We start from the raw sequence: 25,378 nt of genomic DNA on the forward strand, positions 1-25,378 counted from the left end.
CGTACTCGGTTCGACCTGTGGGACTACTCGCCCCGGGTCTTCTTGATGATCTCGTCGGCAACATTCCGAGGCACCTCGGCGTAGCTGTCGAACTGCATCGAGTACACCGCACGACCCTGGGTCTTCGACCGCAGGTCACCGACGTACCCGAACATCTCGGAGAGAGGAACCAGGGCGCGGATCACCTTCACGCCCGTCGCGTCCTCCATGGACTGGATCATGCCGCGCCGCGAGTTGATGTCGCCGATGACGTCGCCCATGTAGTCCTCGGGCGTGCGCACCTCGACGGCCATGACGGGCTCGAGGAGGACCGGGTCCGCCTTGCGGACGGCCTCCTTGAGGACCATCGAGCCCGCGATCTTGAACGCCATCTCGGACGAGTCGACGTCGTGCGCCGCCCCGTCGAGGAGCGTCGCCTTGATGCCGACCAGCGGGAAGCCCGCCAGCACGCCGAGCTGCATCGCGCTCTGGATGCCCTGGTCGACCGACGGGATGTACTCGCGCGGGACGCGACCACCGGTGACGGCGTTGACGAACTCGTACGTCGCGCCGTCCTCGGAGACCAGCGGCTCGAAGGTCATCTGGACCTTGGCGAACTGGCCGGAGCCACCCGTCTGCTTCTTGTGCGTGTAGTCGATCTTCTCCACCGTGCGGCGGATCGTCTCGCGGTACGCCACCTGCGGCTTGCCGACGTTCGCCTCGACCTTGAACTCGCGACGCATGCGGTCGACGAGGATGTCGAGGTGGAGCTCGCCCATGCCGCCGATGACGGTCTGGCCGGTCTCCTCGTCCAGGCGGACGCGGAAGGTCGGGTCCTCCTCGGCGAGCTTCTGGATCGCCGTGGAGAGCTTCTCCTGGTCGGCCTTCGTCTTGGGCTCGATGGCCACGTCGATGACCGGCTCGGGGAACGTCATCGACTCGAGGATGACCTGCGAGCTCATGTCCGACAGGGTGTCACCGGTGGTGACGTCCTTGAGGCCGATGAACGCGTAGATGTGGCCGGCCGTGGCCTCGTCGACAGGGTTCTCCTTGTTGGCGTGCATCTGGAAGATCTTCCCGATGCGCTCCTTCTTGCCCTTGGTCGAGTTCATGACCTGGGCGCCCTGCACGACCTTCCCCGAGTACACGCGGATGAAGGTGAGCTTGCCGAAGAACGGGTGCGCGGCGATCTTGAACGCCAGGGCCGAGAACGGCTCGTCGGCGTCCGGGTGCCGCTCGATGACGACCTCCGGGTCCTTGACGTCGTGGCCCTGGATGGCCGGGACGTCGAGGGGCGACGGGAGGTAGTCGACGACGGCGTCGAGCATGGGCTGGACGCCCTTGTTCTTGAACGCCGATCCGCACAGGACCGGGAACGCCTCGCCGGAGATGGTGAGCTTGCGGATGCCGGCCTTGATCTCGGCGACCGTCAGCTCCTCACCGCCCAGGAACTTCTCGAGCAGGTCGTCGTCGGTCTCGGCGACGGCCTCGAGCAGCTCGCTGCGGAACTGCTCGGCCCGCTCCTGGAGGTCGGCGGGGATCCCCTCGATCTCGTACTTCGCGCCCATCTCGGTCTCGCCGCGCCACACGAGCGCGCGCATCTCGACCAGGTCCACGACGCCGACGAAGTCGTTCTCGGCGCCGATCGGCAGCTGGATGACCAGCGGCTTGGCCTTGAGGCGGTTCACGATGGTGTCGACCGTGAAGTAGAAGTCCGCGCCCAGCTTGTCCATCTTGTTGACGAAGCAGATGCGGGGGACCTCGTACTTGTCGGCCTGGCGCCACACGGTCTCCGACTGGGGCTCCACGCCCTCCTTGCCGTCGAACACCGCGACCGCGCCGTCGAGCACGCGCAGCGAGCGCTCCACCTCGACGGTGAAGTCGACGTGACCGGGCGTGTCGATGACGTTGATCTGCGTCTCGTTCGGCTTGCCCTTGTTCCAGAAGGCGGTCACAGCAGCGGACGTGATCGTGATGCCACGCTCCTGCTCCTGCTCCATCCAGTCCGTGGTCGACGCACCGTCGTGGGTCTCGCCGATCTTGTAGTTGACGCCCGTGTAGTACAGGATCCGCTCGGTCGTCGTGGTCTTCCCGGCATCGATGTGCGCCATGATGCCGATGTTCCGGACCTTGTTCAGGTCCGTGAGCACGTCCAGTGCCACAGGTTCAGCCCCTCGGTAGTGGGGTCCGCGCTACTGCTGGGGTCACCAGCGGTAGTGGGCGAACGCCTTGTTGGACTCGGCCATCTTGTGCATGTCCTCGCGGCGCTTGACCGCTGCGCCCAGGCCGTTGCTGGCGTCGAGGATCTCGTTCATGAGGCGCTCGGTCATGGTCTTCTCGCGACGGGCGCGGGAGTAGTCCGTGAGCCAGCGCAGCGCGAGAGTGGTCTGGCGGACGGGGCGGACCTCGACCGGGACCTGGTAGGTCGCGCCACCGACGCGGCGGGAGCGGACCTCGAGCGACGGGCGGACGTTGTCCAGCGCGCGCTTGAGGACGACCACCGGGTCGCTCTGCGTCTTCTCGCGGACGCCCTCGAGGGCGCCGTACACGATGGCCTCGGCGACGGACTTCTTGCCGTCGAGCAGGACCTTGTTGATCAGCTGGGTGACGACCGGCGATCCGTAGACCGGGTCGACGATGAGCGGCCGACGAGGGGCCGGACCCTTGCGAGGCATCGGTTCAGCCCTTCTTCGCGCCGTAGCGGCTGCGCGCCTGCTTACGGTTCTTCACGCCCTGGGTGTCCAGCGCGCCACGGATGATCTTGTAGCGGACGCCGGGGAGGTCCTTCACTCGGCCGCCGCGCACGAGCACGATCGAGTGCTCCTGCAGGTTGTGCCCCTCGCCGGGGATGTACGCCGTCACCTCGATGCCCGAGGAGAGCTTGACGCGCGCGACCTTCCGCAGAGCCGAGTTCGGCTTCTTCGGGGTGGTCGTGTACACGCGGGTGCAGACACCGCGGCGCTGCGGGCTGCCCTTGAGGGCAGGCGTCTTCGACTTGTTCGTCTTCGCCTGCCGGCCCTTGCGGACCAGCTGCTGGATCGTAGGCACTACGTCTCCGTCTGTTCGGATGGTCTGGTCTGACCGGCACCCGTCACCCTGGACGGCCGGCATCGTGTGCGGATCGTCGCCCGTCGCGCGACTACCCCGCTGGTCTTGCGTCCCGAACCGACCCCCGCGCCCGGGCGTGTCGTCCCCGTCCTGCTCCGCACACCGGTCCCGGGTCTCCGGGGTCGAGGTGCGGTGGGGGCGGCCACCCTGCGCTCACGGGATGAGCGCGCGCGAGAGCCCGACGGCGCGGGCACGGTGTCCAACGTTACTCGCCGGTCCACGCACCGTCAAAGCAGGTGGTGGTGGTCCCCAGGCGGGTCACGACGGGTCCAACACCGCTCCCCCGGCCGGTGTTCCCCGGGCCGTCCGGCCCCGTGGCCGGGACGGCCGAGGGGGCCCGCCGCGCGTGCGCGCGACGGACCCCCTCGGACCGGCGTGACGTCAGCGGAAGTCGCCGAAGTCGATGTCCTCGAGCGGGATCGCCTCGCCCGAGCCGAGGCCCAGGGCGGGGAAGTCGATCTCGTCGTAGCCGAAGGACGGGTACAGCTCGGCCTTCGCCTCCTCGGTCGGCTCGACCGTCACCTCGTGGTACCGGGGCAGGCCGGTGCCGGCGGGGATCAGCTTGCCGAGGATGACGTTCTCCTTCAGGCCCAGCAGCGGGTCGGAACGGCCCGACATCGCGGCCTCGGTGAGGACGCGCGTCGTCTCCTGGAAGGACGCCGCCGACAGCCACGAGTCCGTCGCGAGCGACGCCTTCGTGATGCCCATCAGCTCCGGACGACCCGAGGCCGGCTGACCGCCCTCGGCGACCGCCCGGCGGTTCGCGTCCTCGAACCGGCCGCGCTCGGCCAGCTCACCCGGCAGCAGGTCCGTGTCACCCGAGTCGAGCACGGTCACGCGCCGCAGCATCTGCCGCACGATGACCTCGATGTGCTTGTCGTGGATGTCCACACCCTGGGAGTTGTAGACCTCCTGCACCTCGTCGACCAGGTGCTTCTGCGTCGCACGCGGGCCGAGGATGCGCAGGACCTTCTTCGGGTCCACGGCGCCCTGGACGAGCTGGGTGCCGACCTCGACGTGGTCGCCGTCCGAGACCAGCAGGCGCGAGCGCTTGGTGATCGGGTAGGCGATCTCCTCGGAGCCGTCGTCCGGGGTGAGGACGATGCGGCGGGTGCGGTCGGCCTCGTCGATGGTGATGCGGCCCGAGAACTCCGCGATGGGGCTCTCACCCTTGGGGGTGCGGGCCTCGAAGAGCTCCTGGACACGCGGCAGACCCTGCGTGATGTCCTCCGCGGAGGCCACACCACCGGTGTGGAACGTCCGCATCGTCAGCTGGGTGCCGGGCTCACCGATCGACTGCGCCGCGATGATGCCGACGGCCTCGCCGATGTCGACGAGCTTGCCGGTGGCCAGCGAGCGGCCGTAGCACTTCGCGCAGGTGCCGACGCGCGACTCGCAGGTCAGCACGGAGCGGACCTTCAGCTCGGTGACGCCGGCCGCCACGAGGCGGTCCAGCAGCACGTCGCCGACGTCCTCGCCCGCACGGCCCACGACCTCGCCGTCGATCTCGACGTCGACCGCGAGGGTCCGGGCGTACACGCTGGTCTCCACCTTGTCGTGCCGGCGGAACGAGCCGCCGAGCTCGACGGCGATCGGCAGCGTGAGGCCGCGCTCGGTGCCGCAGTCGTCCTCGCGGACGATGACGTCCTGGGAGACGTCCACCAGACGACGGGTCAGGTAGCCCGAGTCGGCGGTCCGCAGCGCGGTGTCCGCCAGACCCTTGCGGGCGCCGTGCGTCGCGATGAAGTACTCCAGGACCGACAGGCCCTCGCGGTAGTTGGACTTGATCGGGCGGGGGATGATCTCGCCCTTCGGGTTCGCCACGAGGCCGCGCATACCGGCGATCTGACGGACCTGCATCCAGTTACCACGCGCACCCGAGCCGACCATGCGGAACACGGTGTTCCGGGCGGAGAAGTTCTCCTGCATGGCCTTGGCGACCTTGTCGGTGGCCTGCGTCCAGATCTCGATGAGCTCCTGGCGACGCTCGTCGTCGGTGATGAGGCCCTTGTCGTACTGGCCCTGCACCTTCGCCGCACGCGCCTCGTGCTCCGTGAGGATCTCCGCCTTGGCCGTCGGCGCCGCGACGTCCGAGATGGCGATCGTCACGCCCGAGCGGGTGGCCCAGCGGAAGCCGGCCTCCTTCAGGGCGTCCAGCGACGCGGCGACCTCGACCTTCGGGTACCGCTCCGCCAGGTCGTTGACGATCACGGACAGCCGCTTCTTGTCGACCACGCCGTTCTCGTACGGGTAGTCGACGGGCAGCAGCTCGTTGAACAGCGCCCGGCCCAGCGTCGTCTCGAACAGGAACGGCTGGTCCGCGACGAAGCCCTCGGGCTCGGCACCCGGCGCGAACACCAGGCCGTCCATCCGGATCCGCACGACCGCGTTGAGGTCCAGCGAACCCTGGTCGAACGCCATGATCGCCTCGGCGACCGAGCTGAACGACCGACCGGCACCCACCGGCTCCTCCTTGTCGGAGGTCAGGTGGAACAGGCCGATGATCATGTCCTGCGAGGGCATGGTCACGGGGCGGCCGTCGGACGGCTTCAGGATGTTGTTGCTCGAGAGCATGAGGATGCGGGCCTCGGCCTGCGCCTCCGCGCTCAGGGGCAGGTGGACGGCCATCTGGTCACCGTCGAAGTCGGCGTTGAACGCGCCGCAGACGAGCGGGTGCAGGTGGATCGCCTTGCCCTCGACGAGCTGCGGCTCGAACGCCTGGATGCCCAGGCGGTGCAGCGTGGGCGCACGGTTCAGCAGCACCGGGTGCTCGGTGATGACCTCCTCGAGCACGTCCCACACGACCGGGCGCGCGCGCTCGACCATGCGCTTCGCCGACTTGATGTTCTGCGCGTGGTTCAGGTCGACCAGGCGCTTCATCACGAACGGCTTGAACAGCTCGAGCGCCATCTGCTTGGGCAGACCGCACTGGTGCAGCTTGAGCTGCGGGCCGACGACGATGACCGAACGGCCCGAGTAGTCGACGCGCTTGCCGAGCAGGTTCTGGCGGAACCGGCCCTGCTTGCCCTTGAGCATGTCGGAGATCGACTTCAGCGGGCGGTTGCCGGGGCCCGTGACCGGGCGGCCGCGGCGGCCGTTGTCGAACAGCGAGTCCACGGCCTCCTGGAGCATCCGCTTCTCGTTGTTGACGATGATCTCCGGCGCGCCCAGGTCCAGGAGCCGCTTGAGGCGGTTGTTCCGGTTGATGACGCGGCGGTACAGGTCGTTCAGGTCCGACGTGGCGAACCGGCCGCCGTCGAGCTGCACCATCGGGCGCAGGTCCGGCGGGATGACCGGGACGGCGTCCAGCACCATGCCGGTCGGCGAGTTCGTCGTGGTGAGGAACGCGTTGACGACCTTGAGGCGCTTGAGCGCGCGGGTCTTCCGCTGACCCTTGCCGGTGCGGATGATCTCGCGCAGCGACTCGGCCTCGGCGTCCAGGTCGAACGCCTCGAGGCGCTTCTGGATCGCCGCGGCGCCCATCGAGCCCTCGAAGTAGTTGCCGTAGCGGTCCTGGAGCTGGCGGTACAGCAGCTCGTCGCCCTCGAGGTCCGCGACCTTGAGGTTCTTGAACTTGTCCCAGATGGTGTCGAGCCGCTCGATCTCGGCGTCCGCGCGCTTGCGGATCTGCGCCATCTCGCGGTCCGCGGAGTCGCGCACCTTGCGGCGGGCGTCCGCCTTCGCACCCTCGGCCTCGAGCTCGGCCAGGTCGGCCTCGAGCTTCTGCGCGCGGGTGTTGATGTCGTTGTCGCGGCGGTCCGCGATCTCCTTCTTCTCCAGGTCGATCTCGTTCTGGAGGTTCGGGAGGTCCTCGTGACGGCCCTCCTCGTCGACCCACGTGATCATGTAGGCCGCGAAGTAGATGACCTTCTCCAGGTCCTTCGGCGCCAGGTCCAGCAGGTAGCCGAGGCGCGAGGGCACGCCCTTGAAGAACCAGATGTGCGTGACGGGCGCGGCCAGCTCGATGTGGCCCATGCGCTCACGGCGGACCTTCGAGCGGGTCACCTCGACGCCGCAGCGCTCGCAGATGATGCCCTTGAAGCGCACGCGCTTGTACTTGCCGCAGTAGCACTCCCAGTCCCGGGTGGGACCGAAGATCTTCTCGCAGAAGAGCCCGTCCTTCTCCGGCTTCAGGGTCCGGTAGTTGATGGTCTCGGGCTTCTTCACCTCGCCGTGCGACCAGGCACGGATGTCGTCGGCCGTGGCCAGGCCGATGCGCAGCTCGTCGAAGACGTTGACGTCGAGCAAGGGGTCCTACTTCCTTCGCTTGCCGGCCCCGCGGTGGTCGCGGTCCGGCGGACGGAATGGTGCAAGGGGTGCGGGCGGCCCGCCGGCCCCTGGTCGCCCAGGGGCCGGCGGACGCTCGGCGTCAGATCTCGTCGATGCTGCTCGCGGCGTTCGGGCGCCGGGACAGGTCGATGCCCAGCTCCTCGGCGGCGCGGTACACCTCGTCGTCGTTCTCGCGCATGTCGATCGAGACGCCGTCGGACGACAGCACCTCGACGTTCAGGCAGAGCGACTGCATCTCCTTGAGGAGCACCTTGAAGGACTCCGGGATGCCCGAGTCGGGGATGTTCTCGCCCTTGACGATGGCCTCGTACACCTTCACGCGGCCCGGGATGTCGTCCGACTTGATGGTCAGGAGCTCCTGCAGCGTGTAGGCCGCGCCGTACGCCTCGAGGGCCCACACCTCCATCTCGCCGAAGCGCTGGCCGCCGAACTGCGCCTTACCACCCAGCGGCTGCTGCGTGATCATCGAGTACGGGCCGGTCGACCGGGCGTGGATCTTGTCGTCCACCAGGTGGTGCAGCTTGAGGATGTACATGTAGCCGACGGACACCGGGTCCGGGAACGGCTCACCGGAACGGCCGTCGAACAGCCGCGCCTTGCCGTCCACGCCGACCATCCGCTCGCCGTCGCGGTTCGGCAGCGTCGCGCCGAGCAGACCCGTCAGGGTCTCCTCCGGCACGCCGTCGAACACGGGCGTGGCGACCGGGGTGCCCGGCTCCGAGGACTTCGCGATCTCGGGGACCTCGTCGACCCACGACAGGTCGCCCTCGGCCAGCTTCACGTCCCAGCCCTGCTTGGCGATCCACCCGAGGTGGACCTCCAGCACCTGGCCGACGTTCATGCGGCCGGGGACACCCATCGGGTTCAGGACGATGTCCACCGGGGTGCCGTCCGGGAGGAACGGCATGTCCTCGACGGGCAGGATCTTCGAGATGACGCCCTTGTTGCCGTGACGGCCGGCGAGCTTGTCGCCGTCCGTGATCTTGCGGCGCTGGGCGATGTACACCCGGACCAGCTCGTTCACGCCGGCGGGCAGCTCGTCGCCGTCCTCGCGGTTGAACGTGCGCACCTCGATGACCGTGCCGGACTCGCCGTGCGGGACCTTCAGCGACGTGTCGCGGACCTCACGGGCCTTCTCGCCGAAGATCGCGCGCAGCAGGCGCTCCTCCGGGGTGAGCTCGGTCTCGCCCTTCGGGGTGACCTTGCCGACGAGCACGTCGCCCGCGGAGACCTCGGCGCCGATGCGGATGATGCCGCGCTCGTCGAGGTCCGCCAGCACGTCCTCGGAGACGTTCGGGATGTCCCGCGTGATCTCCTCCGGGCCGAGCTTGGTGTCGCGCGCGTCGACCTCGTGCTCCTCGATGTGGATCGAGGACAGCACGTCGTCCTGCACGAGGCGCTGCGACAGGATGATCGCGTCCTCGTAGTTGTGGCCCTCCCACGACATGAACGCGACCAGCAGGTTCCGGCCGAGGGACAGCTCGCCCTCGTCGGACGCCGGGCCGTCGGCCAGCACGGAGCCGACCTCGACCCGCTGGCCGGCGTCGACCAGCACGCGCTGGTTGTAGCTCGTGCCCTGGTTCGCGCGACGGAACTTCGCGACGCGGTAGGTGGTCGTCGTGGCGTCGTCGTTCGCGACCGTGATGAGGTCCGCCGACACCTCGGTGACCACACCGGCCTTGCTCGCGACGATGAGGTCGCCGCCGTCGACCGCCGCGCGCCACTCCATGCCGGTGCCGACCAGCGGCGCCTCGGAGCGGACCAGCGGCACGGCCTGGCGCTGCATGTTCGCACCCATGAGGGCGCGGTTCGCGTCGTCGTGCTCGAGGAACGGGATGAGGGCCGTCGCGACCGACACCATCTGGCGCGGCGAGACGTCCATGTAGTCGACCGTCTCGGCCGGGACGTCCTCGGTGTCGCCGCCCTTGACGCGGACCAGGACGGTCTCGTCGGCGAACTTGCCGTCGGCGTCCACGACCGCGTTGGCCTGGGCGATGACGTAGCGGTCCTCGTCGTCGGCGGTGAGGTAGTGCACCTCGTCCGTCACGCGGCCGAACTCCACCTTGCGGTAGGGCGTCTCGACGAAGCCGAACGGGTTGATGCGCCCGAACGTCGCGAGCGAGCCGATGAGGCCGATGTTCGGGCCCTCAGGGGTCTCGATCGGGCACATGCGGCCGTAGTGCGACGGGTGGACGTCACGGACCTCCATGCCGGCGCGGTCGCGGGACAGACCACCCGGGCCCAGCGCGGACAGACGACGCTTGTGCGTCAGGCCCGCGAGCGGGTTGTTCTGGTCCATGAACTGCGACAGCTGCGAGGTGCCGAAGAACTCCTTGATCGACGCCACCACCGGGCGGATGTTGATCAGGGTCTGCGGCGTGATCGCCTCGACGTCCTGCGTCGTCATGCGCTCGCGCACGACGCGCTCCATCCGGGACAGGCCCGTGCGGACCTGGTTCTGGATGAGCTCGCCGACCGCGCGGATGCGGCGGTTGCCGAAGTGGTCGATGTCGTCGGTCTCGACGCGGACCTCGATCGCCTCGCCGCCCCGGCGGCCCGGCAGGGTCGCCACGTCGGCGTGCAGCGCGGCCATGTACTTGATCGCCGCGACGATGTCGTCCTTCGACAGCACCGAGTCGGCGAGCGGCACGTCGATGCCGAGCTTCTTGTTCAGCTTGTAGCGGCCGACCTTCGCCAGGTCGTAGCGCTTGGGGTTGAAGTAGAAGTTCTCGATCAGCGCGCGACCGGCCTCGACGGTGGGCGGCTCACCCGGGCGGATCTTGCGGTACAGGTCGAGGAGCGCCTCGTCCTGGGTCTGGACGTGGTCCTTCTCCAGGGTGTCGATGACGGCCGGGAACTGCGCGAACTCCTCGCGGATCTCCGACTCCGTCATGCCGAGCGCCTTGAGCAGCACCGTGGCGTTCTGCTTGCGCTTGCGGTCGACGCGGACGCCGACGTTGTCGCGCTTGTCGATCTCGAACTCGAGCCACGCACCACGGCTCGGGATGATCTTGACGGTGAAGATGTCCTTGTCGGACGTCTTGTCGGCGGCGCGCTCGAAGTACACGCCCGGCGACCGCACGAGCTGCGACACGACGACGCGCTCGGTGCCGTTGATGATGAACGTGCCGCGCTCGCTCATGAGCGGGAAGTCGCCCATGAAGACGGTCTGGCTCTTGATCTCACCGGTGGTGTAGTTGACGAACTCCGCCGTGACGAACAGCGGGGCCGCGTAGGTGAAGTCCTTCTCCTTGCACTCGTCGGCCGTGTACTTCGGCGGCTCGAAGCGGTGCTCGCGGAACGACAGCGACATGGTGCCGCCGAAGTCCTCGATCGGGGAGATCTCCTCGAAGATCTCCTCGAGACCGGCGGTCTCCGGGACGTCGGTGCGGCCGGCCTCGAGAGCGGCGGCGACCCGGGCCTGCCACTTCTCGTTGCCGAGCAGCCAGTCGAAGCTCTCGGTCTGGAGCCCGAGGAGGTCCGGGACCTCCAGCGGCTCGTCGATCCGGGCGAAGGAGAGGCGGCGGGATGCGGTGCGGTTCGCGATGGCTTCGGACGGTGCGGAGGAGGTGCGCGAGGCAGCCAAGAGGGGTCCTTCCCAGCAGATCGAGTTCCCTGCGACGGGCCCGGCGGTTCGCGGTCCCCCGGCCTCGGGCCCCCAGGGCATCGCGTACTACGATGCCTGGTGGGCGCGGGTTATACGGGATCGCGGGCACAGGCCAGCGCAAAGCGCTAGCGTAGTACAGACCTGGCGCTCTGTCCACTGTCCGTGGTATGGGCGTGGCGTCGCCGCCGCACCGCGCCCCCTCACCCGGCGCGCACCCCTCTTCCCCTCCCCTCTCCTCCCGCGCCCTCGGAGGCTCCCACGGAGGATCGTGGTGGTCCGCGGAGCACCACGATGACGCGCGCCCACCTCCGAACGCGTTGGGAGCCTCCGAACGCACCGTCACCCGGCGCACGCAGTCCGCGCCCGTCTGACCGGCGCGCTCCCGCACACCCCGCCCGCGGACTCGCACCGTCGGAGGCTCCGACGGGTGGTCGTGGTGGTCCGCGGAGCACCACGATGACGCGCGCCTACCTCCGAACGCGTTGGGAGCCTCCGAACGGAGGGGTGCGGGTGGGGGTGCGGATGCGGGGGTGCGGGAGTGCGGGGGTGCGGGCGGGGGTGCGGGGACGGCGAAGGCCCGCACCCCGGGGGGTGCGGGCCTTCGCGCGGAGCGTCCGGGCGGTCAGCGCGTGCGCGCCGGCCGGCCGGGGCGGGTCACTTGAGGGTGACGGTGGCGCCGGCGCCCTCGAGGGCGGCCTTGGCCTTGTCCGCGGTCTCCTTGTTGACGTTCTCCAGGACCGGCTTCGGCGCGCCGTCCACGAGGTCCTTGGCCTCCTTCAGACCGAGAGAGGTCAGGCCGCGCACCTCCTTGATGACCTGGATCTTCTTGTCACCGGCGGCCTCGAGGATGACGTCGAACTCGTCCTTCTCCTCCTCGGCGGCGGCGTCGGCACCGGCACCGCCGGCGGCCGGGGCGGCCACGGCGACAGCGGCCGGGGCGGCGGCGGTGACCTCGAAGACGTCCTCGAACGCCTTCACGAACTCGGAGAGCTCGATGAGGGTGAGGCCCTTGAACTGCTCGATGAGCTCGTCGGTGGTGAGCTTCGCCATGATGGCGGTTCCTTCCGTTCGGTCCTCACCGGTCACGTCGACCGGCGAGGAAGGGTGTGAGCGCCGAAAGCCCTGGTGGCTCAGGCAGCGGTGTCGACGGACTCCTGCTTGACGCGGAGTGCCTCGACGGTGCGCACGGCCTGCGCAGCGGGAGCGGTGAAGAGGTAAGCCGCCTGGAACAGCTTGGCCTTCATCGCACCGGCCGCCTTGGCCAGCAGGACCTCGCGGGACTCGAGGTCCGCGAGCGTGGTGACCTCCGCAGCGGTCAGGGCGCGCCCGTCGAGGACACCGCCCTTGATGACCAGTGCGGGGTTCGCCTTGGCGAAGTCACGCAGACCCTTGGCCGCCTCGACCGGGTCACCGGTGACGAAGGCGATCGCGGACGGGCCCTGGAGCGCGTCGTCGATGCCGTCGATGCCGGCTTCCTTGGCCGCGATCGCGGTCAGCGTGTTCTTCACCACGGCGTAGTTCGCGTTGCCGCTGAGCGACCGCCGCAGCGTCTTGAGCTGCTTGACGGTGAGCCCGCGGTACTCGGTCAGCACGGCCGCGTTGGACCCGCGGAACAGCTCCGCGATCTCCGCGACGGCGGCTGCCTTGTCCGGCCTCGCCATGGCAATCCTTCCGATGGTGGTGCCGCCGGGCGTCGTCCTCGACCCCGCACAGAGGAAGAGCCCCGGCGCAGGCCGGGGCTCGCATCTCGCGCGCTCGCACGCACGACCATCGAATCCTCGCCTGCGCGGGCCTCCGCCGGAGCGGGACTTCGGGCGGCTCCGAGCACGCCCCGCGGAAGCGGGAGGAGCACGGGAGCCGACGACCTGCGGTCTTGGGCAGCGACAAGACTACGGCACGACGGCGTCGCTCCCAAATCCGTCGACGCGCGGCCTGCCCGCCCGGCGTTCAGCCCGGGAGGTGGGACGCCAACAGCTCCGCGAGGTGCACGCCCTGGACGCCGCCGAGCTGGTCGGCCTGCGTCCGGCACGAGTACCCGTCGGCGAGCAGCACGTCGCCGGGCGCGGCCTCCCGCAGGGCGGGGAGCAGCGCACGCTCCGCGACCTGGACGGACACGTCGTAGTGCCCCGCCTCCATGCCGAAGTTCCCGGCCAGCCCGCAGCAGCCCGCGAGCGTCGAGAAGGACGCGCCCGCGGCGCGCAGCAGGTCCTGGTCGGCGGTGAAGGTCATGACGGCGTGGTGGTGGCAGTGCGGCTGGACGACGGCGGTCACGTCGGACAGGTCGGGCAGCGTCCACCGGTCCCCCGGCCCGACGGGGGCGGGCGCGGTGAGCAGCTCCGCCAGGGTCCGGGTGGCGCGGGCGACGGCCACGGCGCGGGGGTCGTCCGGCAGCAGGTCCAGCAGGTCGGAGCGCAGCACGGCGGTGCAGGAGGGCTCGAGCCCCACGATCGGCACGCCGTTGACGGCGTAGGGGCCGAGCACCTCGAGCAGGTGGGTGAGGCGCTTGCGCGCGCCGTCGAGCTGGCCGGTGGAGATCCACGTGAGCCCGCAGCAGGCGTCGTGGTCGGGGACGAGCACCTCGTAGCCCGCGGCCCGCAGCACCCGGACGGCGGCGACGGGGATCGACGGGGCGAGCGCGTCGCTGAACGAGTCGGTCCACAGCAGCACCGGCGGCCGGCCGGACGTGCCGGTGACCGACAGGTCCGTGCCGCCGGCCGCGCGGGGGGCGGCGCCGCGCCGGACGTCGACCTCGCCGCGCCGGACCCGCGACCGGAACGGTGCCGGCGAGAAGTCGACCATCGACCGGCGCGTGTCCATGCCGCCGAGCCGGAGCACGGCCTTCGCGACGGGCCGGACGCCGAGCACGGCGTTCGCGAGCCGCGCCAGCCCGGGCACGCCGGTGACGAGCCGCGTCCAGCGGGGCAGCCAGCCGAGGGCGTAGTGGTTCACGGGCCGCAGCCGGCGGCGGTACGTGCGGTGCAGCACCTCGGCCTTGTACTGCGCCATGTCGACGCCGGCCGGGCAGTCGGACGAGCACGCCTTGCAGGACAGGCACAGGTCGAGGACCTCGTGCACCTCCGGGGAGGTGAAGCCGCGGGAGACCAGCGAGCCGTTCGCCATCTCCTGGAGCACGCGCGCGCGACCCCGGGTGGAGTCCTTCTCGTCCCGCGTCGCCAGGTACGACGGGCACATGAACCCGCCGGCCGCCGAGGAGTCCGCGCGGCACTTGCCGACGCCGACGCACCGGTGCACGGCCGTGGTGAAGTCGCCCTGGTCGTGCCCGAACGCGAACCCGCCGTGCCCGGCGGGGATCGGGCGGGCGTGCGGGCGCCGCAGGTCGGCGTCGAGGGGGCGCGGGCGCACGAGCACGCCGGGGTTGAGCAGGTCGTCCGGGTCGAGCAGGGCCTTGAACGCCTCGAACGCGCCGATGGCCCGCTCGGAGTACATGACCGGCAGCAGCTCGGAGCGGGCCCGGCCGTCGCCGTGCTCGCCGGACAGCGACCCGCCGTGCGCCGCCACGAGGTGGGCGGCGTCGGTCATGAACGACCGCAGAGGGTCGCCGGAGCGCTCCATCGGGACGTCGAGGCGCAGGTGCACGCAGCCGTCGCCGAAGTGCCCGTACGCGAGCCCGTCGACGCCGTGCTGCGCCATGAGGGCCTCGAGCTCGCGCAGGTAGGCGCCCAGGCGCTCGGGCGGGACCGCGGAGTCCTCGAAGCCGGGCCACGCCTGCTCGCCGGAGGGTGTGCGCCCGCCGAGGCCGGCGCCGTCCTCGCGGATCCGCCACATGGCGGCGGCCTCCGCCCCGGGCGGGAAGACGCCCACCGCAGGGGTGGCGGCGTCGGCGGCGAGCGCCCGCGCGCGCTCCAGCGCCTCGTCCAGCGTGTCGCCGCCGACCTCGACCATCAGCCAGCCGGCACCCTCGGGCAGCGGCGGGACGGCCGCAGCGCCCTTCACGCGCCGCACCACGTCGACCAGACGGGCGTCCATGCCCTCGATGGCGAGCGGCCGGTGCGCCAGCAGCGCGGGGACGGCGTCGGCGGCGGTGGCCATGTCGGGGTAGCCGAGCACGACGAGGACGGGGGCGGAGGCCACCGGGACCAGCCGGACGGTCGCACCGAGCAGCGTGACGACGGTGCCCTCGGTGCCGACGAGCGCCTTCGCGAGGTCCGCGCCGTTCTCCGGCAGCAGGTGCTCCAGGGAGTAGCCGGACACCTGGCGCCCGAAGCGCCCGAGCTCCGTGCGCAGCACCTCCAGCTCCGACCGGACCAGGGCGTCCAGCCCGGGCACCGGGTCGAGACCCCGACCCGCGGTGAACCGGCGGCCCCGACCGTCCACGACGTCGAGCTCGAGCACGTTGTCGGCGGTCCGGCCGTACGCCACGGCGCGCGGGCCGCACGCGTTGTTGCCGATCATGCCGCCGAGCGTCGCCCGTGCCTGTGTGGAGGGATCCGGCCCGAAGCGCAGCCCGTGCGGCGCGGCCTCGCGCTGGAGCATCGCCATGACGACACCCGGCTCGACGCGCGCGGTCGACGACGCGGGGTCGACCTCGAGGACGCGGTTGACGTGCCGGGACCAGTCGAGCACCACCCCGGTGCCGACCGCGTTGCCGGCGACGGACGTGCCGCCGCCGCGCGACGTGACCGGGGCGCCGAGCCCGCGCGCGACCTCGAGGGCGGCCAGCGCGTCGTCCACGTCGCGCGGGAAGACGACCACGGAGGGCACGACCCGGTAGTTGGACGCGTCGGTCGCGTACTCGGCGCGGCGGCGTGTGGAGTCGTCGACCCCACCGGCGACGGCGGCGCGCAGCGCGCGGACGAGCTCGGCGGCGTCGGCGGCGGCCTGCGGGGCTCCCGGTGACGTGACGGTCGGCACGGGCGCCAGTGTCGCACCGCGGCCCCGGCCGCCCCCGGGACGTCCAGCACGCGGGCGGCACGCCGGTGGGCGCGACGGGGCACGCACCGGTCGGCACCCACCGCGCCCCACCGGGACCGCTCGGCACGCGGACCGCACCCGGCGCCGCCGCGGTCGCCGGTTCAGCGACGCGCGAGAGGGCACCCGCCGCACGCCGGGGCCGCCCGCTGCACGGTGCCGCACCCGGAGCACCCCAGCTCCAGCGCCGCCGCCGGCGTGACGACGCCGAGCCGCACGGCGTGGTCGAGCGCGGCCTCCGCCACGCCCGGGTCGATCCCGAGCCGGGCCGCGGCGAGGCCGGGGCGCACCCCGGCACGGACCTGGGCGACCACGTCCTCCAGCACGCTCACAGCAGCCTCCCCACCTGGAACACCGCGACCGCGAGCAGCCACGCGAGCGCGAGCTGCACGCCGACCGCGCCGGCCGTCCAGCGGCTGCCGAACAGCCGGCGCTGCTCGCCGACCGTCGCGAGGCACGGCGTGTACGCGAGCACGAAGACGAGGAACGCGACCGCGGCGGCGGCGGCGTGCCCCCCGGACGCCTGCTCGAACGTCGCGCGGATGCGGGCACCGAGGTCGCCGGCGTGCGCCGGGTCGTCGGGCTCCTCCACGGCGTAGGTCTGCGCGAAGGAGCCGACCACCACCTCCTTGGCGACGAAGCCGGTGGCGAGTGCTGCGGACATGTGCCAGTCGTCGAAGCCGGCCGGTGCGAACACCGGGGCGACGGCCTCCGCCGCACGGCCGTACAGGCTGTCCCCCACCGGGACGTCGCCGACGGCGTGGTGCCCGGCGACCGGCACCGCCATGAGCAGCCACACCACGGCGAGGGTGGTCACGATGATCCGCCCCGCCTTCGTCACGAACGACGCCACCCGGGACCAGGCCGACAGCAGCAGCGCGCGGACGCGGGGCCGCTGGTAGGCGGGCAGCGCCAGCACGAGCGGCTGGCGTCGCAGGTCCCGGAACAGCGTGCGACGCAGCGCCAGACCGCCGAGGACGACCAGCGCGATGCTCGCCACGTACATCGCGAAGATGACGGTCCCGGCGCGGTCCGGGAAGAAGATCCCCGCGATCAGGATGTACACGGTCAGGCGCGCGGGGCACGAGGTGTACGGCACGAGCAGCCCGGTGAGCAGCCGGCTGCGGGCGTCGGGCAGGCCGCGGGTCGCGGACAGGGCGGGCAGGTTGCAGCCGAACCCGACGACGAGCGGCAGCATCGCCCGGCCGTCCAGGCCGATGGCGCGCATCGCCCGGTCCGCCACGAACGCCGCGCGGGCCAGGTAGCCCGAGTCCTCGAGCAGCGCGAGCGCCAGGAACACCAGCGCCATGAGCGGCGCGAACGACAGCACCGTGCCCACGCCCGCGAGCACGCCGTCGACGAGCAGCCCCTCGACCCACGGCGGCCCGGGCAGCCAGCCGCGGACCCAGTCGGCGAGCAACCCGTTCACGAGGCCGTCGACGCCGTCGATGAGCGGGCCGGCCACCGTGGTCGCGAGCTGGAACATCGCCCACATCACGGCGAGGAACACCGGGATCCCGCACCAGGGGTCCAGGAGCAGCCTGTCGACGCGGTCCGACAGCGTCCGCACGACCGGCACGGCGGGGGCGCCGTCCGTGAGCTCGCGCTGCACGGCATCAGCCCAGTCCAGCAGCGCCGACGCGTCGGCGAGCGGGCCGTCCGCCGCGGCGGCGTCGGGCCCGGCGGCGTCGGGCCCGGCGTCGGCGGCCTCGGCCCGCGGCGCCGCGGGGGCGTTCCCCCGCACCGGCGGCACCCCGCCGGCGAGCGCGTCCCGCACCGACGCGCCCAGGTCGGCCAGCCCGCGCCCGGCGCGCGGGTCCACCGCGACCACGGGGACGCCCAGGACGTCGGCGAGCCGCGCGGTGTCGACGTGCAGGCCTCGGGCGGCGGCCACGTCGGACATGGTGACGACCACGAGCAGCCGGCTGCCCGCGCGCGCCGCCTGGGCCACCAGGTAGAGGGAACGCCCGAGCGCGGTGGCGTCCACGAGCAGGACGGCCAGGTCGGGCGTCCCGACCGTCCCGCGTCCGGCCACCGCGTCGGCGGTGACGCGCTCGTCCGGCGACCGGGCCACGAGGCTGTAGGTGCCCGGCAGGTCGACCAGCCGCACCCGTGCCCGCGTGCCGTCCGCGCCCGCCGGGAGCCGCCAGGCGCCGACCTGGAGCTCGACCGTGGTGCCCGGTGCGTTCGTGACGGTCTGCCGGGCACCGGTGAGGGCGTTGAAGAGGGTCGACTTGCCGACGTTCGGGTTGCCGACGAGCACGACCGTGGCGGTGCGGGCGCTCAGCGTGACGGTGGTCGCCGCGCCGGGCGCCGGCTCGTGGCAGCTCACGCGGCGTCACCGCCGGCGAGACCCGAGACGCGCACGCGGGCGCAGGTCGCCGCGTCCACGGCGAACCGCTGTGCGCCGATCGCCACGACGCGCCCGCCGAACGCGGCGCGGTGGGTCACCCGCACCACCGCGCCCGGCCGCAGGCCGAGCTCACCGACGCGCAGCCGCGCCGTCGCGTCGACGTCGACGGCGAGCACCCGGGCGTCGGTGCCGGTCGGCCAGTGCGCGAGGTCCATGCCGCCGACGCTAGAGGTGAGGCAAGCCTGTCCTCATGGGACTCAGGTCCCCCGCCGGCGCGGCGACGCCCCTTCCCCCGCGCGGACGCGCGGGACGAGGGGGCGTCGAGCCGGGCCTCAGTCGAGGGCGGCGTCGAGTGTGATCTCCGTGCCGGTGAGCGCCTTGCTGACGGGGCACGTGGCCTTGGCGTCCTGCGCGGCCTGCAGGAAGCCGGCCTCGTCGAGCCCGGACACCTCACCACGCACCCGCAGGGCGATCCCGCTGATGCGGAAGCCGCCGGCCGGGTCGGGGGCGAGGGTGACGTCCGCGGTGACCTCGAGCGCCTCGGGTGTGCCGCCGGCCTCGCCGATCAGGGCGGACAGCTGCATCGCGTAGCAGGACGAGTGCGCGGCCGCGATGAGCTCCTCGGGGCTCGTCGTGCCACCGGCCTCGTCGGCCGCGCGCTTCGGGAACGACACGTCGTAGGTGCCGACCTTCGAGCTGCTCAGCTCCACCTGACCGCCGCCCTGGTCCAGCGTGCCGTTCCAGGCGGTGCGTGCGGTGCGCGTGGGCATGGGGTGCTCCTCACGGGTCGGGGTCCGGCGACCGGGCGGCCGCCGCGCTGCTCACGGTAGGTCCGCCGCGCGCCCCCCGCACCCGCGTGGGTCAGCCGACGTACTCCCAGTGCCACGGCTCGGGCTTGGAGCCGGTGACGCGGGCCCAGTCCGGGAGCGTCCAGCCGTACTCCTCGGCGTGCGCCAGCATCCAGTCGTGCTGGTCGGTGCCGAACGCGTACGCGTCGCCCCCGAGGTCCACCGCGGTGCCGGTGCCGTGGTTCGAGGTGCCGGGCGTCGCACAGAGGCTCCCCTTCTGCTGCCGGCACGCCACCTGCTGGCCGTACGACCGGTAGGAGTCGGTGATGACCAGGTGGGTGCCGAACGCGGCGGCGAACGCGACGTCGAGCTGCTCGAGGGCCTCGGCGGCGTCGCAGCGGAGCTGCTGGCCCGGCGCGAAGCCGAGCTCGCACAGCGCGGAGGACGGGATCTGGCCGTTGGCGTAGGCGTCGAGCGACGTCCGCTGGGCCTCCTTGCGGGCGGCCTCGGCTGCGGCCGCCGCAGCCTCCTGGGTCCGCTGGGTGACGACCTGGAGCTCGGCGGTCAGCGTACTGACGCGCTCGACGGCGGCTGTGAGCCGGGCGGCCGCCGGGTCCGCCGTCTCCGCCTCGGCCGCGTCGTCGCCGGGTGCGTCAGCCTCCGGCAGGTCCCCGGCCGTCGCGCCGGGCACGTCGGTGGCGCCGGTGCCCGTCGGGGCCGCCTCGGGCTCGCCCACCGTGCCGGAGGTCGTCGTCGCGCCCTCCTCCGCGGCGGCGTCGGCGGCGGCGTCCGCCACCGCGTCGGAGAGCGCGTCGCCGGACAGCACGGGGGCGGGCGCGTCCTCAGGGGCGAGGGCCGCGATCGCCGGCTGCTCGGCCTGCGTCGTGGCGATGAGGGTGTCGAGCTCCGCGACCGCGGTGCTGAGCTCCGCCACGGCGTCCGCCGGCACGGCCGCGGCCTCGGCCTCGGCGCGCGCGTTGTCGGCGTCCTGCGCGACGGTGCTCGCGAGCACGACGGCGGTTCCCCGCTCGCGGACCGTCTCGGGGTCGGGCGCCGGCGCCGCGGCGGGCGCGCTCGGCGTGGGGTCCGCGGCGTCCAGGGGGCGGGCCTCACGGGCACCGAGCAGACCGCGGTCGGCGCCCACCGGCGCGAGCGCGAAGCCGCCGACACCCAGGGCCAGCCCGAGCGCGACGGCGCCCTGGGCCACGCGGGTCGACGACCGGCGCGGGGCGCGGCGGCGGCGGCGCTCGGCGCGGTTGGGCGGCAGGTCGGCGGTGGCCAGGGTCGCCGGCACGACCACGCCGCGGGCGGGCGTGCGCACCGAGGCGCGACCCTCGGCGCGGTGGGCACCGCGCGCGCCGACCTCCCCGGCGACGCGACGCCCACCGGGAGCGGCGGCGCGGCGGCCGGTGGGTGCGGAGTCGCGCACCGGCGGCACGGAGGGGGTGCTGCCGGAGGGGGCGGACGAGCGGGAGGGGGCGGAGGGGGCGGACGTCACGGGCGTGTGTGCTGCACCTTCGGTCGGGGTCGTCGGGGTCGACGCGGACGGTCCCGTCGCGGGGGCGACGGGCGCGGCGTCGGACCGGCCGGAGGGCGTCGCGACACCCTCCTCCCGTCCGGGCTGGGTGGGTGTGCGTGCCGCGGGGGCGGCCGGTCCCGCGACACCGCGCGGGGCGGCATGCCGGCCGCGGGAGGTGCTCCGCGCCGCGGGCATGCTCTGACTCACGGACGACGAGGCTAGGCAGCGGACCTCGGCACCGTTGGGGCGGGGCGCGACCAGTTCGCGGAGATGCCGTGACGATCGACCCCGCCACTCTCCACGGTCTCTTCACATCCGGGGGCTCCCGTGTGCCCGTCCCCGCCGGTCGCGCCGCGCGCCGTGGCGTCGTCCGTCCCGGGAGTCGCCGCAGGTCGCGTGTGGCGCAGGTCACGGACCCCGGCCCGCCGCAGCATGCGACCGAGGAGCCGATCTGTGAGGAAACCGTGACGAATCGCCCAGAAGTTTGTACGGTGAACCGAGTCATCCCGGGACGTGACGGTCAGTCACGGCCTCGGTGCACGCCGCCTTCCCGCCGAAGAACGGACTCCCATGCCGCGTCGTTCGCTCCGTGCCTCGCTGACCGTCCTGGCGCTCGCCGCCTCCACGACCCTCGGGGCCGGCGGCGCCGCCTCCGCCGCGGGCCTCCCGCTGGACCGGTCCGCGGCACCGCCCGCACCGGCCTCCCCCGGTGCCGTCAGCGCGGACGCGGGCGGCCCGATCGCCCCGGACGACGTGCTCGCGGCGACGGCGGGGAAGATCGCCCCCGGGCTGGTGGACGCCGAGGGCACCGTCACCGCGTTCGTGCAGCTCGACACCCCCTCCGGCCTCGACGTGGCGGAGGACGGCGGTGACGCCGCGGCGGTGCAGGACGCCACGGCGCAGGTGGAGCAGGTGGCCGAGGCCGTCGTGCCCGACGAGCAGGCACCCGGCGCCCGCGCCGCCACCCCGGAGCCGACGCGCATCGCGACGCTCTCCAACCTGGTGTCCGGGACGCTCGTCACGGGCGACGCCGCGCGGGTGCGGGAGCTCGCGTCCTCCGACGACGTCGTGGCCGTCTACCGCGTGACGACCAAGACCCCGGACAACTCCTCCACCGACGCCTTCACCCGCGCCCTCCAGGTGTGGCAGGACACCGGCGAGACCGGCGACGGCGTGCGGATCGGCGTCATCGACACCGGCCTCGACTACACGCACGCCGCGTTCGGCGGCCCGGGCACCGCCGAGGCGTACGCCGCCGCCTACGGCGCCGACGGCACGCAGCCGGTGCCCGACGGCCTGTTCGACCCGGCCAAGTACCTCGGCGGGTACGACTTCGCCGGTCCGCTCTACGACGCCGACCCCGCGTCCCAGCTCCCCGGCGCGACCCCGACGCCGACGCCGGACGAGAACCCGATCGACAGCCCGTACACCTCGGACAACTCGGGGCACGGCACCCACGTCGCCGGCACCGCGGCCGCGTACGGCGTGCAGCCCGACGGGACCACCTTCCGCGGCGACTACGCGTCGCTGACCGACCTGTCCGGTTGGGAGGTCGGGCCGGGCTCCGCTCCCGGCGCCGGCCTGTACGCCCTCAAGGTGTTCGGCGACATCGGCGGATCGACCGACCTGACGGGGCTCGCCCTCGACTGGGCGGCCGACCCCGACGGCGACGGCGACTACAGCGACCACCTGGACGTCGTGAACCTCTCGCTGGGCGCCTCCGCGACGCCCTCGGACGACCCCGACAACCTGCTGATCGACCGGCTCTCCGACCTCGGCACCCTGGCGGTGCTGTCCGCGGGGAACTCCGGCGACATCACGGACGTCGGCGGCTCTCCCGGCTCGGCCGCCTCCGGCCTGACCGTCGCGAACTCCGTCGGCAGCCCGCAGACCTACGACGGCGTCGAGGTCACCGGGGCCCCCGACGCCGCGCTCGTGCGCACCTGGTCCGCCCAGAACTCGATCTCCTACGCCGGGACCGAGGACGTCACCGCGCCGGTCGTGTACCTGGGCGACGGCGTCGACGGCTGCACCGCGCTGGACGAGTACGCGGCGCAGGTCGCCGGGAACATCGTCTGGCTGTGGTGGGACGACGACGACGCGACGCGGGCGTGCGGCTCCGGCGCCCGGTGGACCAACGCCGAGGCCGCGGGAGCGGCGGGCGTCCTGATCGGCACCGAGTCGACCGTGTTCGCCGCCGGGATCGCCGGCAACGCGACGATCCCGGGCGCGCAGCTCACGGCCTCGTCGACGGACGCGCTGCTGCCCGCGGTCCAGGCAGGCGGCGTCACGGCGCACATCGGCCCGTCGCTGGCGGCGGCCGTCGTGGCCGACGAGGTGGGCGACGCGCTGAACCCCGGGTCGTCGCGCGGCGCGCACGGCTCGCTCGGGATCATCAAGCCCGACGTCGCGGCCCCCGGCACGCTGATCTTCTCCGCGGCCTCCGGGACCGGGAACGCCGCCCACTCGCTGTCCGGCACCTCGATGGCCTCGCCGCACGTCGCGGGCATCGCGGCGCTCGTCCGGGCCACGCAGCCCGGCTGGACGCCCGCGCAGGTCAAGGCGGCCGTCATGAACACCGCGACGCACGACGTGTGGACCGGCGCGGGGCAGACCGGGACCGCCTACGGCCCGCAGCGCGTCGGGTCCGGCCGGGTGGACGCCCGCGCGGCCGTCGCCGACACCGTGCTCGCCTACGGCTCGGAGGACCCGGACCAGGTGTCCGTGACGTTCGGCGTCGTCGACGTCGGCGCCACGCCCGTCACGCTCCGCAAGACCGTGACGGTGCAGAACACGGGCGACGCGGCCGTCACGTACGGCACGGCGTTCCAGGCGGCGACGACCACCGGGGGCGCGACCATCACGACGTCGCCCGCGAGCGTCACCGTCCCCGCCGGCCAGCAGCGGCTGGTCACGCTCACGCTGACCGCCGACCCGGCGACCCTGGAGCGGGAGATCGACCCGACCTCCGCGACGTCCCAGGGCGGCGTGCCGCGCGAGTACGTGGCGTCGCTGTCCGGGCGCCTGGTGCTCACGGCCGGCGACGCCCAGCTCCGCGTGCCGGTGCAGGCCGCGCCGCGGCTGGTCTCGGAGCTCACGGCCGGCGACGTGTCCTTCCCGGACGCCGGCGCGGGCACCGCGCCGCTGACGCTGTCGGGCCGCGGCGTGGCCTCCGGCGGCTGGACGTCGCTGGTCGCCCCGCTCACCCTCGGCGCCACCAGCCCGAAGCTCGAGGACGTCCCGGGCTTCATCACCTCGGAGTCCGCGACGGCGTCGGGCGACCTGCGCTGGGTCGGCTGGACCTCCACGGCACCGCAGCACGCCGCAGCCGGCGGCGACCCGGCCGACGGCTACCTGGGGATCGGCATCGCCGTGGACGGCGACTGGGCGACGCTGGGCCAGGCCGTGCTGCCGGTCGTCGACTGGGACCTGGACGCGGACGGCACCGCCGACGCGCAGACCGTCGTGCGCAAGCTCAGCGACGCGGCGGACGTGACCGTCGCGGCGACGTTCGACCTCGCCACCGGCGCGCTGCTGGACGTCCAGGGCGTCAACGGGGCGTTCGGCGACGTCGACACGACGGTGTTCGACAGCTCGGTGCTGGTCGCGCCCGTGAGCATCGCCGCGCTCGGCCTGGAACCGGGCGCGACGCCGTCGGTGACGGTCTGGACGGCCTCCGACTACGCCGCGGACCCGGACGGCCGGGTCGACGCCGCCGACGCGTTCAGCGTCGACCCGTTCGACCCGCCGTACTGGTTCGACTCCGGGGTCCCGGACACGCTGTGGTCGGTGGCCGCGGACGGCACGGAGATCACGGTGCACCGGTCCACCACGACCGGCGCCCCGGCGGACCGGCTGCTCGTGCTCCACAGCCACAACGCCGACCCCACGACCCGGGCCCAGGTGCTGGACGTGACGGTGCCGGAGGCCACGGCGACCAGCACGACGCTCGACGTCTCCGGGCCGGCGCGGGTCGGCAAGGACCTCACGCTCACCGCCACGGTCGCACCCGCGCAGGCCACGGGCACGGTCTCGTTCCGCGACGGGGAGACGGAGATCGCCACCGCGCCGGTCGCGGACGGCACCGCCACCGCGACCGCCCGGCTGGGCGGCGGCCGGCACAGTCTCACGGCCGTGTACGCGCCGGACAGCGGCGCCTGGGCGGCCTCCACGTCCGACGCCGTGGTGGTGCAGGTGAAGAAGGCCGGCTCGAGCACGAAGCTCGCGCTCTCCGCCTCGTCCGGCCGCTACGGCTCCCCCGTGTCGGCGACGGTGACGGTCACGGGACAGGGCGCCGTCCCGGCCGGCACCGTGGAGGTCCGCGAGCGCGGCACCGTCCTCGGCACCGCCGAGCTCGCGCCGGGCGACGGCACCACGGCGACCGCGACGGTCGAGCTGCCGCGGGACCTGCGCGCGGGGTCGCACACCCTGACGGCCGTGTACGCCGGCAACGCGGACGTGCAGGGCTCGCAGGCGCAGAAGTCGTACCGGGTCACCGCCGTCACACCCCGGATCACGCTGAGCACGGCCTCCTGGACCGTCTCCCGGGGGACCACGCCGGAGGTCACCGTGACGGTGGCGGGCGTGCCCGACGGCCCCGTGCCCGGGGGCAAGGTCACGCTGCTCGCCGGCCTGCGGCCCGTGGGCACCGCGACCCTGACCGACGGCACGGCCACCTTCACCCTGCCGAAGGTCACGCGGACCACGACCGTGACCGCCCTGTACACCGGGGACGGCGGCTACGGCCCGACCCTGACGCTGGGGGTGCTGCGGGTGCGCTGAGGGGACACACCTCCCGGGTGGCG

At 73.0% G+C, this 25,378-nt stretch carries 14 protein-coding genes; 1 reads left to right on the forward strand and 13 read right to left on the reverse strand.

Annotated elements, in window-relative coordinates; genetic code table 11:
- Positions 1-23: 23 nt before the first annotated feature.
- The 13 genes from fusA to K5O09_RS15005 all read right to left on the reverse strand — a co-directional run bounded on the left by fusA (position 24) and on the right by K5O09_RS15005 (position 20,552).
- On the reverse strand, positions 24-2,141 hold the full coding sequence (gene fusA, locus K5O09_RS14945; protein ID WP_304518592.1) for an elongation factor G: 2,118 nt from the start codon (positions 2,139-2,141) through the stop codon (positions 24-26).
- A 42-nt stretch (positions 2,142-2,183) separates the two neighbouring features.
- On the reverse strand, positions 2,184-2,654 hold the full coding sequence (gene rpsG, locus K5O09_RS14950; RefSeq protein WP_222170253.1) for a 30S ribosomal protein S7: 471 nt from the start codon (positions 2,652-2,654) through the stop codon (positions 2,184-2,186).
- Positions 2,655-2,658: 4 nt separating this feature from the next.
- Complete coding sequence (gene rpsL / locus K5O09_RS14955; protein ID WP_147794366.1) at positions 2,659-3,027, reverse strand: 30S ribosomal protein S12; 369 nt, start codon at positions 3,025-3,027, stop codon at positions 2,659-2,661.
- 441 nt (positions 3,028-3,468) lie between these two features.
- Entirely contained in the window at positions 3,469-7,335 is a 3,867-nt protein-coding gene (locus K5O09_RS14960; RefSeq protein ID WP_222170254.1) for a DNA-directed RNA polymerase subunit beta', read from the reverse strand.
- A gap of 121 nt (positions 7,336-7,456) precedes the next feature.
- Positions 7,457-10,963: a DNA-directed RNA polymerase subunit beta gene (gene rpoB, locus K5O09_RS14965; protein ID WP_222170255.1), complete on the reverse strand. Its 3,507-nt coding sequence runs from the start codon at positions 10,961-10,963 to the stop codon at positions 7,457-7,459.
- Between the two features lie 675 nt (positions 10,964-11,638).
- Positions 11,639-12,034: a 50S ribosomal protein L7/L12 gene (gene rplL, locus K5O09_RS14970; protein ID WP_146840772.1), complete on the reverse strand. Its 396-nt coding sequence runs from the start codon at positions 12,032-12,034 to the stop codon at positions 11,639-11,641.
- Positions 12,035-12,114: 80 nt separating this feature from the next.
- Positions 12,115-12,645: a 50S ribosomal protein L10 gene (rplJ, locus tag K5O09_RS14975; protein WP_222170256.1), complete on the reverse strand. Its 531-nt coding sequence runs from the start codon at positions 12,643-12,645 to the stop codon at positions 12,115-12,117.
- A gap of 286 nt (positions 12,646-12,931) precedes the next feature.
- On the reverse strand, positions 12,932-15,856 hold the full coding sequence (locus K5O09_RS14980) for an FAD-binding and (Fe-S)-binding domain-containing protein (RefSeq protein ID WP_222170257.1): 2,925 nt from the start codon (positions 15,854-15,856) through the stop codon (positions 12,932-12,934).
- Positions 15,857-16,017: 161 nt separating this feature from the next.
- Positions 16,018-16,245 carry a hypothetical protein gene (locus K5O09_RS14985; protein ID WP_222170258.1) on the reverse strand — a complete coding sequence of 76 codons (228 nt, stop codon included), beginning with the start codon at positions 16,243-16,245 and terminating at the stop codon, positions 16,018-16,020.
- Positions 16,242-18,245 (reverse strand): ferrous iron transport protein B, encoded by a 2,004-nt coding sequence (feoB, locus tag K5O09_RS14990; protein ID WP_222170259.1) that lies wholly within the window; start codon positions 18,243-18,245, stop codon positions 16,242-16,244. The genes K5O09_RS14985 and feoB overlap by 4 nt, the downstream gene beginning before the upstream one ends.
- A complete protein-coding gene (locus K5O09_RS14995; RefSeq protein WP_222170260.1) occupies positions 18,242-18,481 on the reverse strand; it encodes a FeoA family protein in 240 nt (79 codons plus the stop codon). The genes feoB and K5O09_RS14995 overlap by 4 nt, the downstream gene beginning before the upstream one ends.
- A 117-nt stretch (positions 18,482-18,598) precedes the next feature.
- Entirely contained in the window at positions 18,599-19,036 is a 438-nt protein-coding gene (locus K5O09_RS15000) for an OsmC family protein (protein WP_222170261.1), read from the reverse strand.
- Positions 19,037-19,127: 91 nt separating this feature from the next.
- A complete protein-coding gene (locus tag K5O09_RS15005; RefSeq protein ID WP_222170262.1) occupies positions 19,128-20,552 on the reverse strand; it encodes a D-alanyl-D-alanine carboxypeptidase family protein in 1,425 nt (474 codons plus the stop codon).
- A gap of 591 nt (positions 20,553-21,143) precedes the next feature.
- On the opposite strand from K5O09_RS15005, the gene K5O09_RS19450 reads away from it, so the two are divergent.
- Positions 21,144-25,355 (forward strand): S8 family serine peptidase, encoded by a 4,212-nt coding sequence (locus K5O09_RS19450; RefSeq protein ID WP_222170263.1) that lies wholly within the window; start codon positions 21,144-21,146, stop codon positions 25,353-25,355.
- Positions 25,356-25,378 lie beyond the last annotated feature (23 nt).

The sequence above is a fragment of the Cellulomonas sp. C5510 genome (assembly GCF_019797765.1).
GTDB lineage: Bacteria > Actinomycetota > Actinomycetes > Actinomycetales > Cellulomonadaceae > Cellulomonas.

What these genes read in the sequence shown, in the direction of transcription:
- rpsG (WP_222170253.1), bottom strand. Translation starts at nt 2,654, where the DNA reads ATGCCTCGCAAGGGTCCGGCCCCTCGTCGGCCGCTCATCGTCGACCCG.
- rplL (WP_146840772.1), bottom strand. Translation starts at nt 12,034, where the DNA reads ATGGCGAAGCTCACCACCGACGAGCTCATCGAGCAGTTCAAGGGCCTC.
- rplJ (WP_222170256.1), bottom strand. Translation starts at nt 12,645, where the DNA reads ATGGCGAGGCCGGACAAGGCAGCCGCCGTCGCGGAGATCGCGGAGCTG.
- K5O09_RS14995 (WP_222170260.1), bottom strand. Translation starts at nt 18,481, where the DNA reads ATGGACCTCGCGCACTGGCCGACCGGCACCGACGCCCGGGTGCTCGCC.
- K5O09_RS15000 (WP_222170261.1), bottom strand. Translation starts at nt 19,036, where the DNA reads ATGCCCACGCGCACCGCACGCACCGCCTGGAACGGCACGCTGGACCAG.
- K5O09_RS19450 (WP_222170263.1), top strand. Translation starts at nt 21,144, where the DNA reads ATGCCGCGTCGTTCGCTCCGTGCCTCGCTGACCGTCCTGGCGCTCGCC.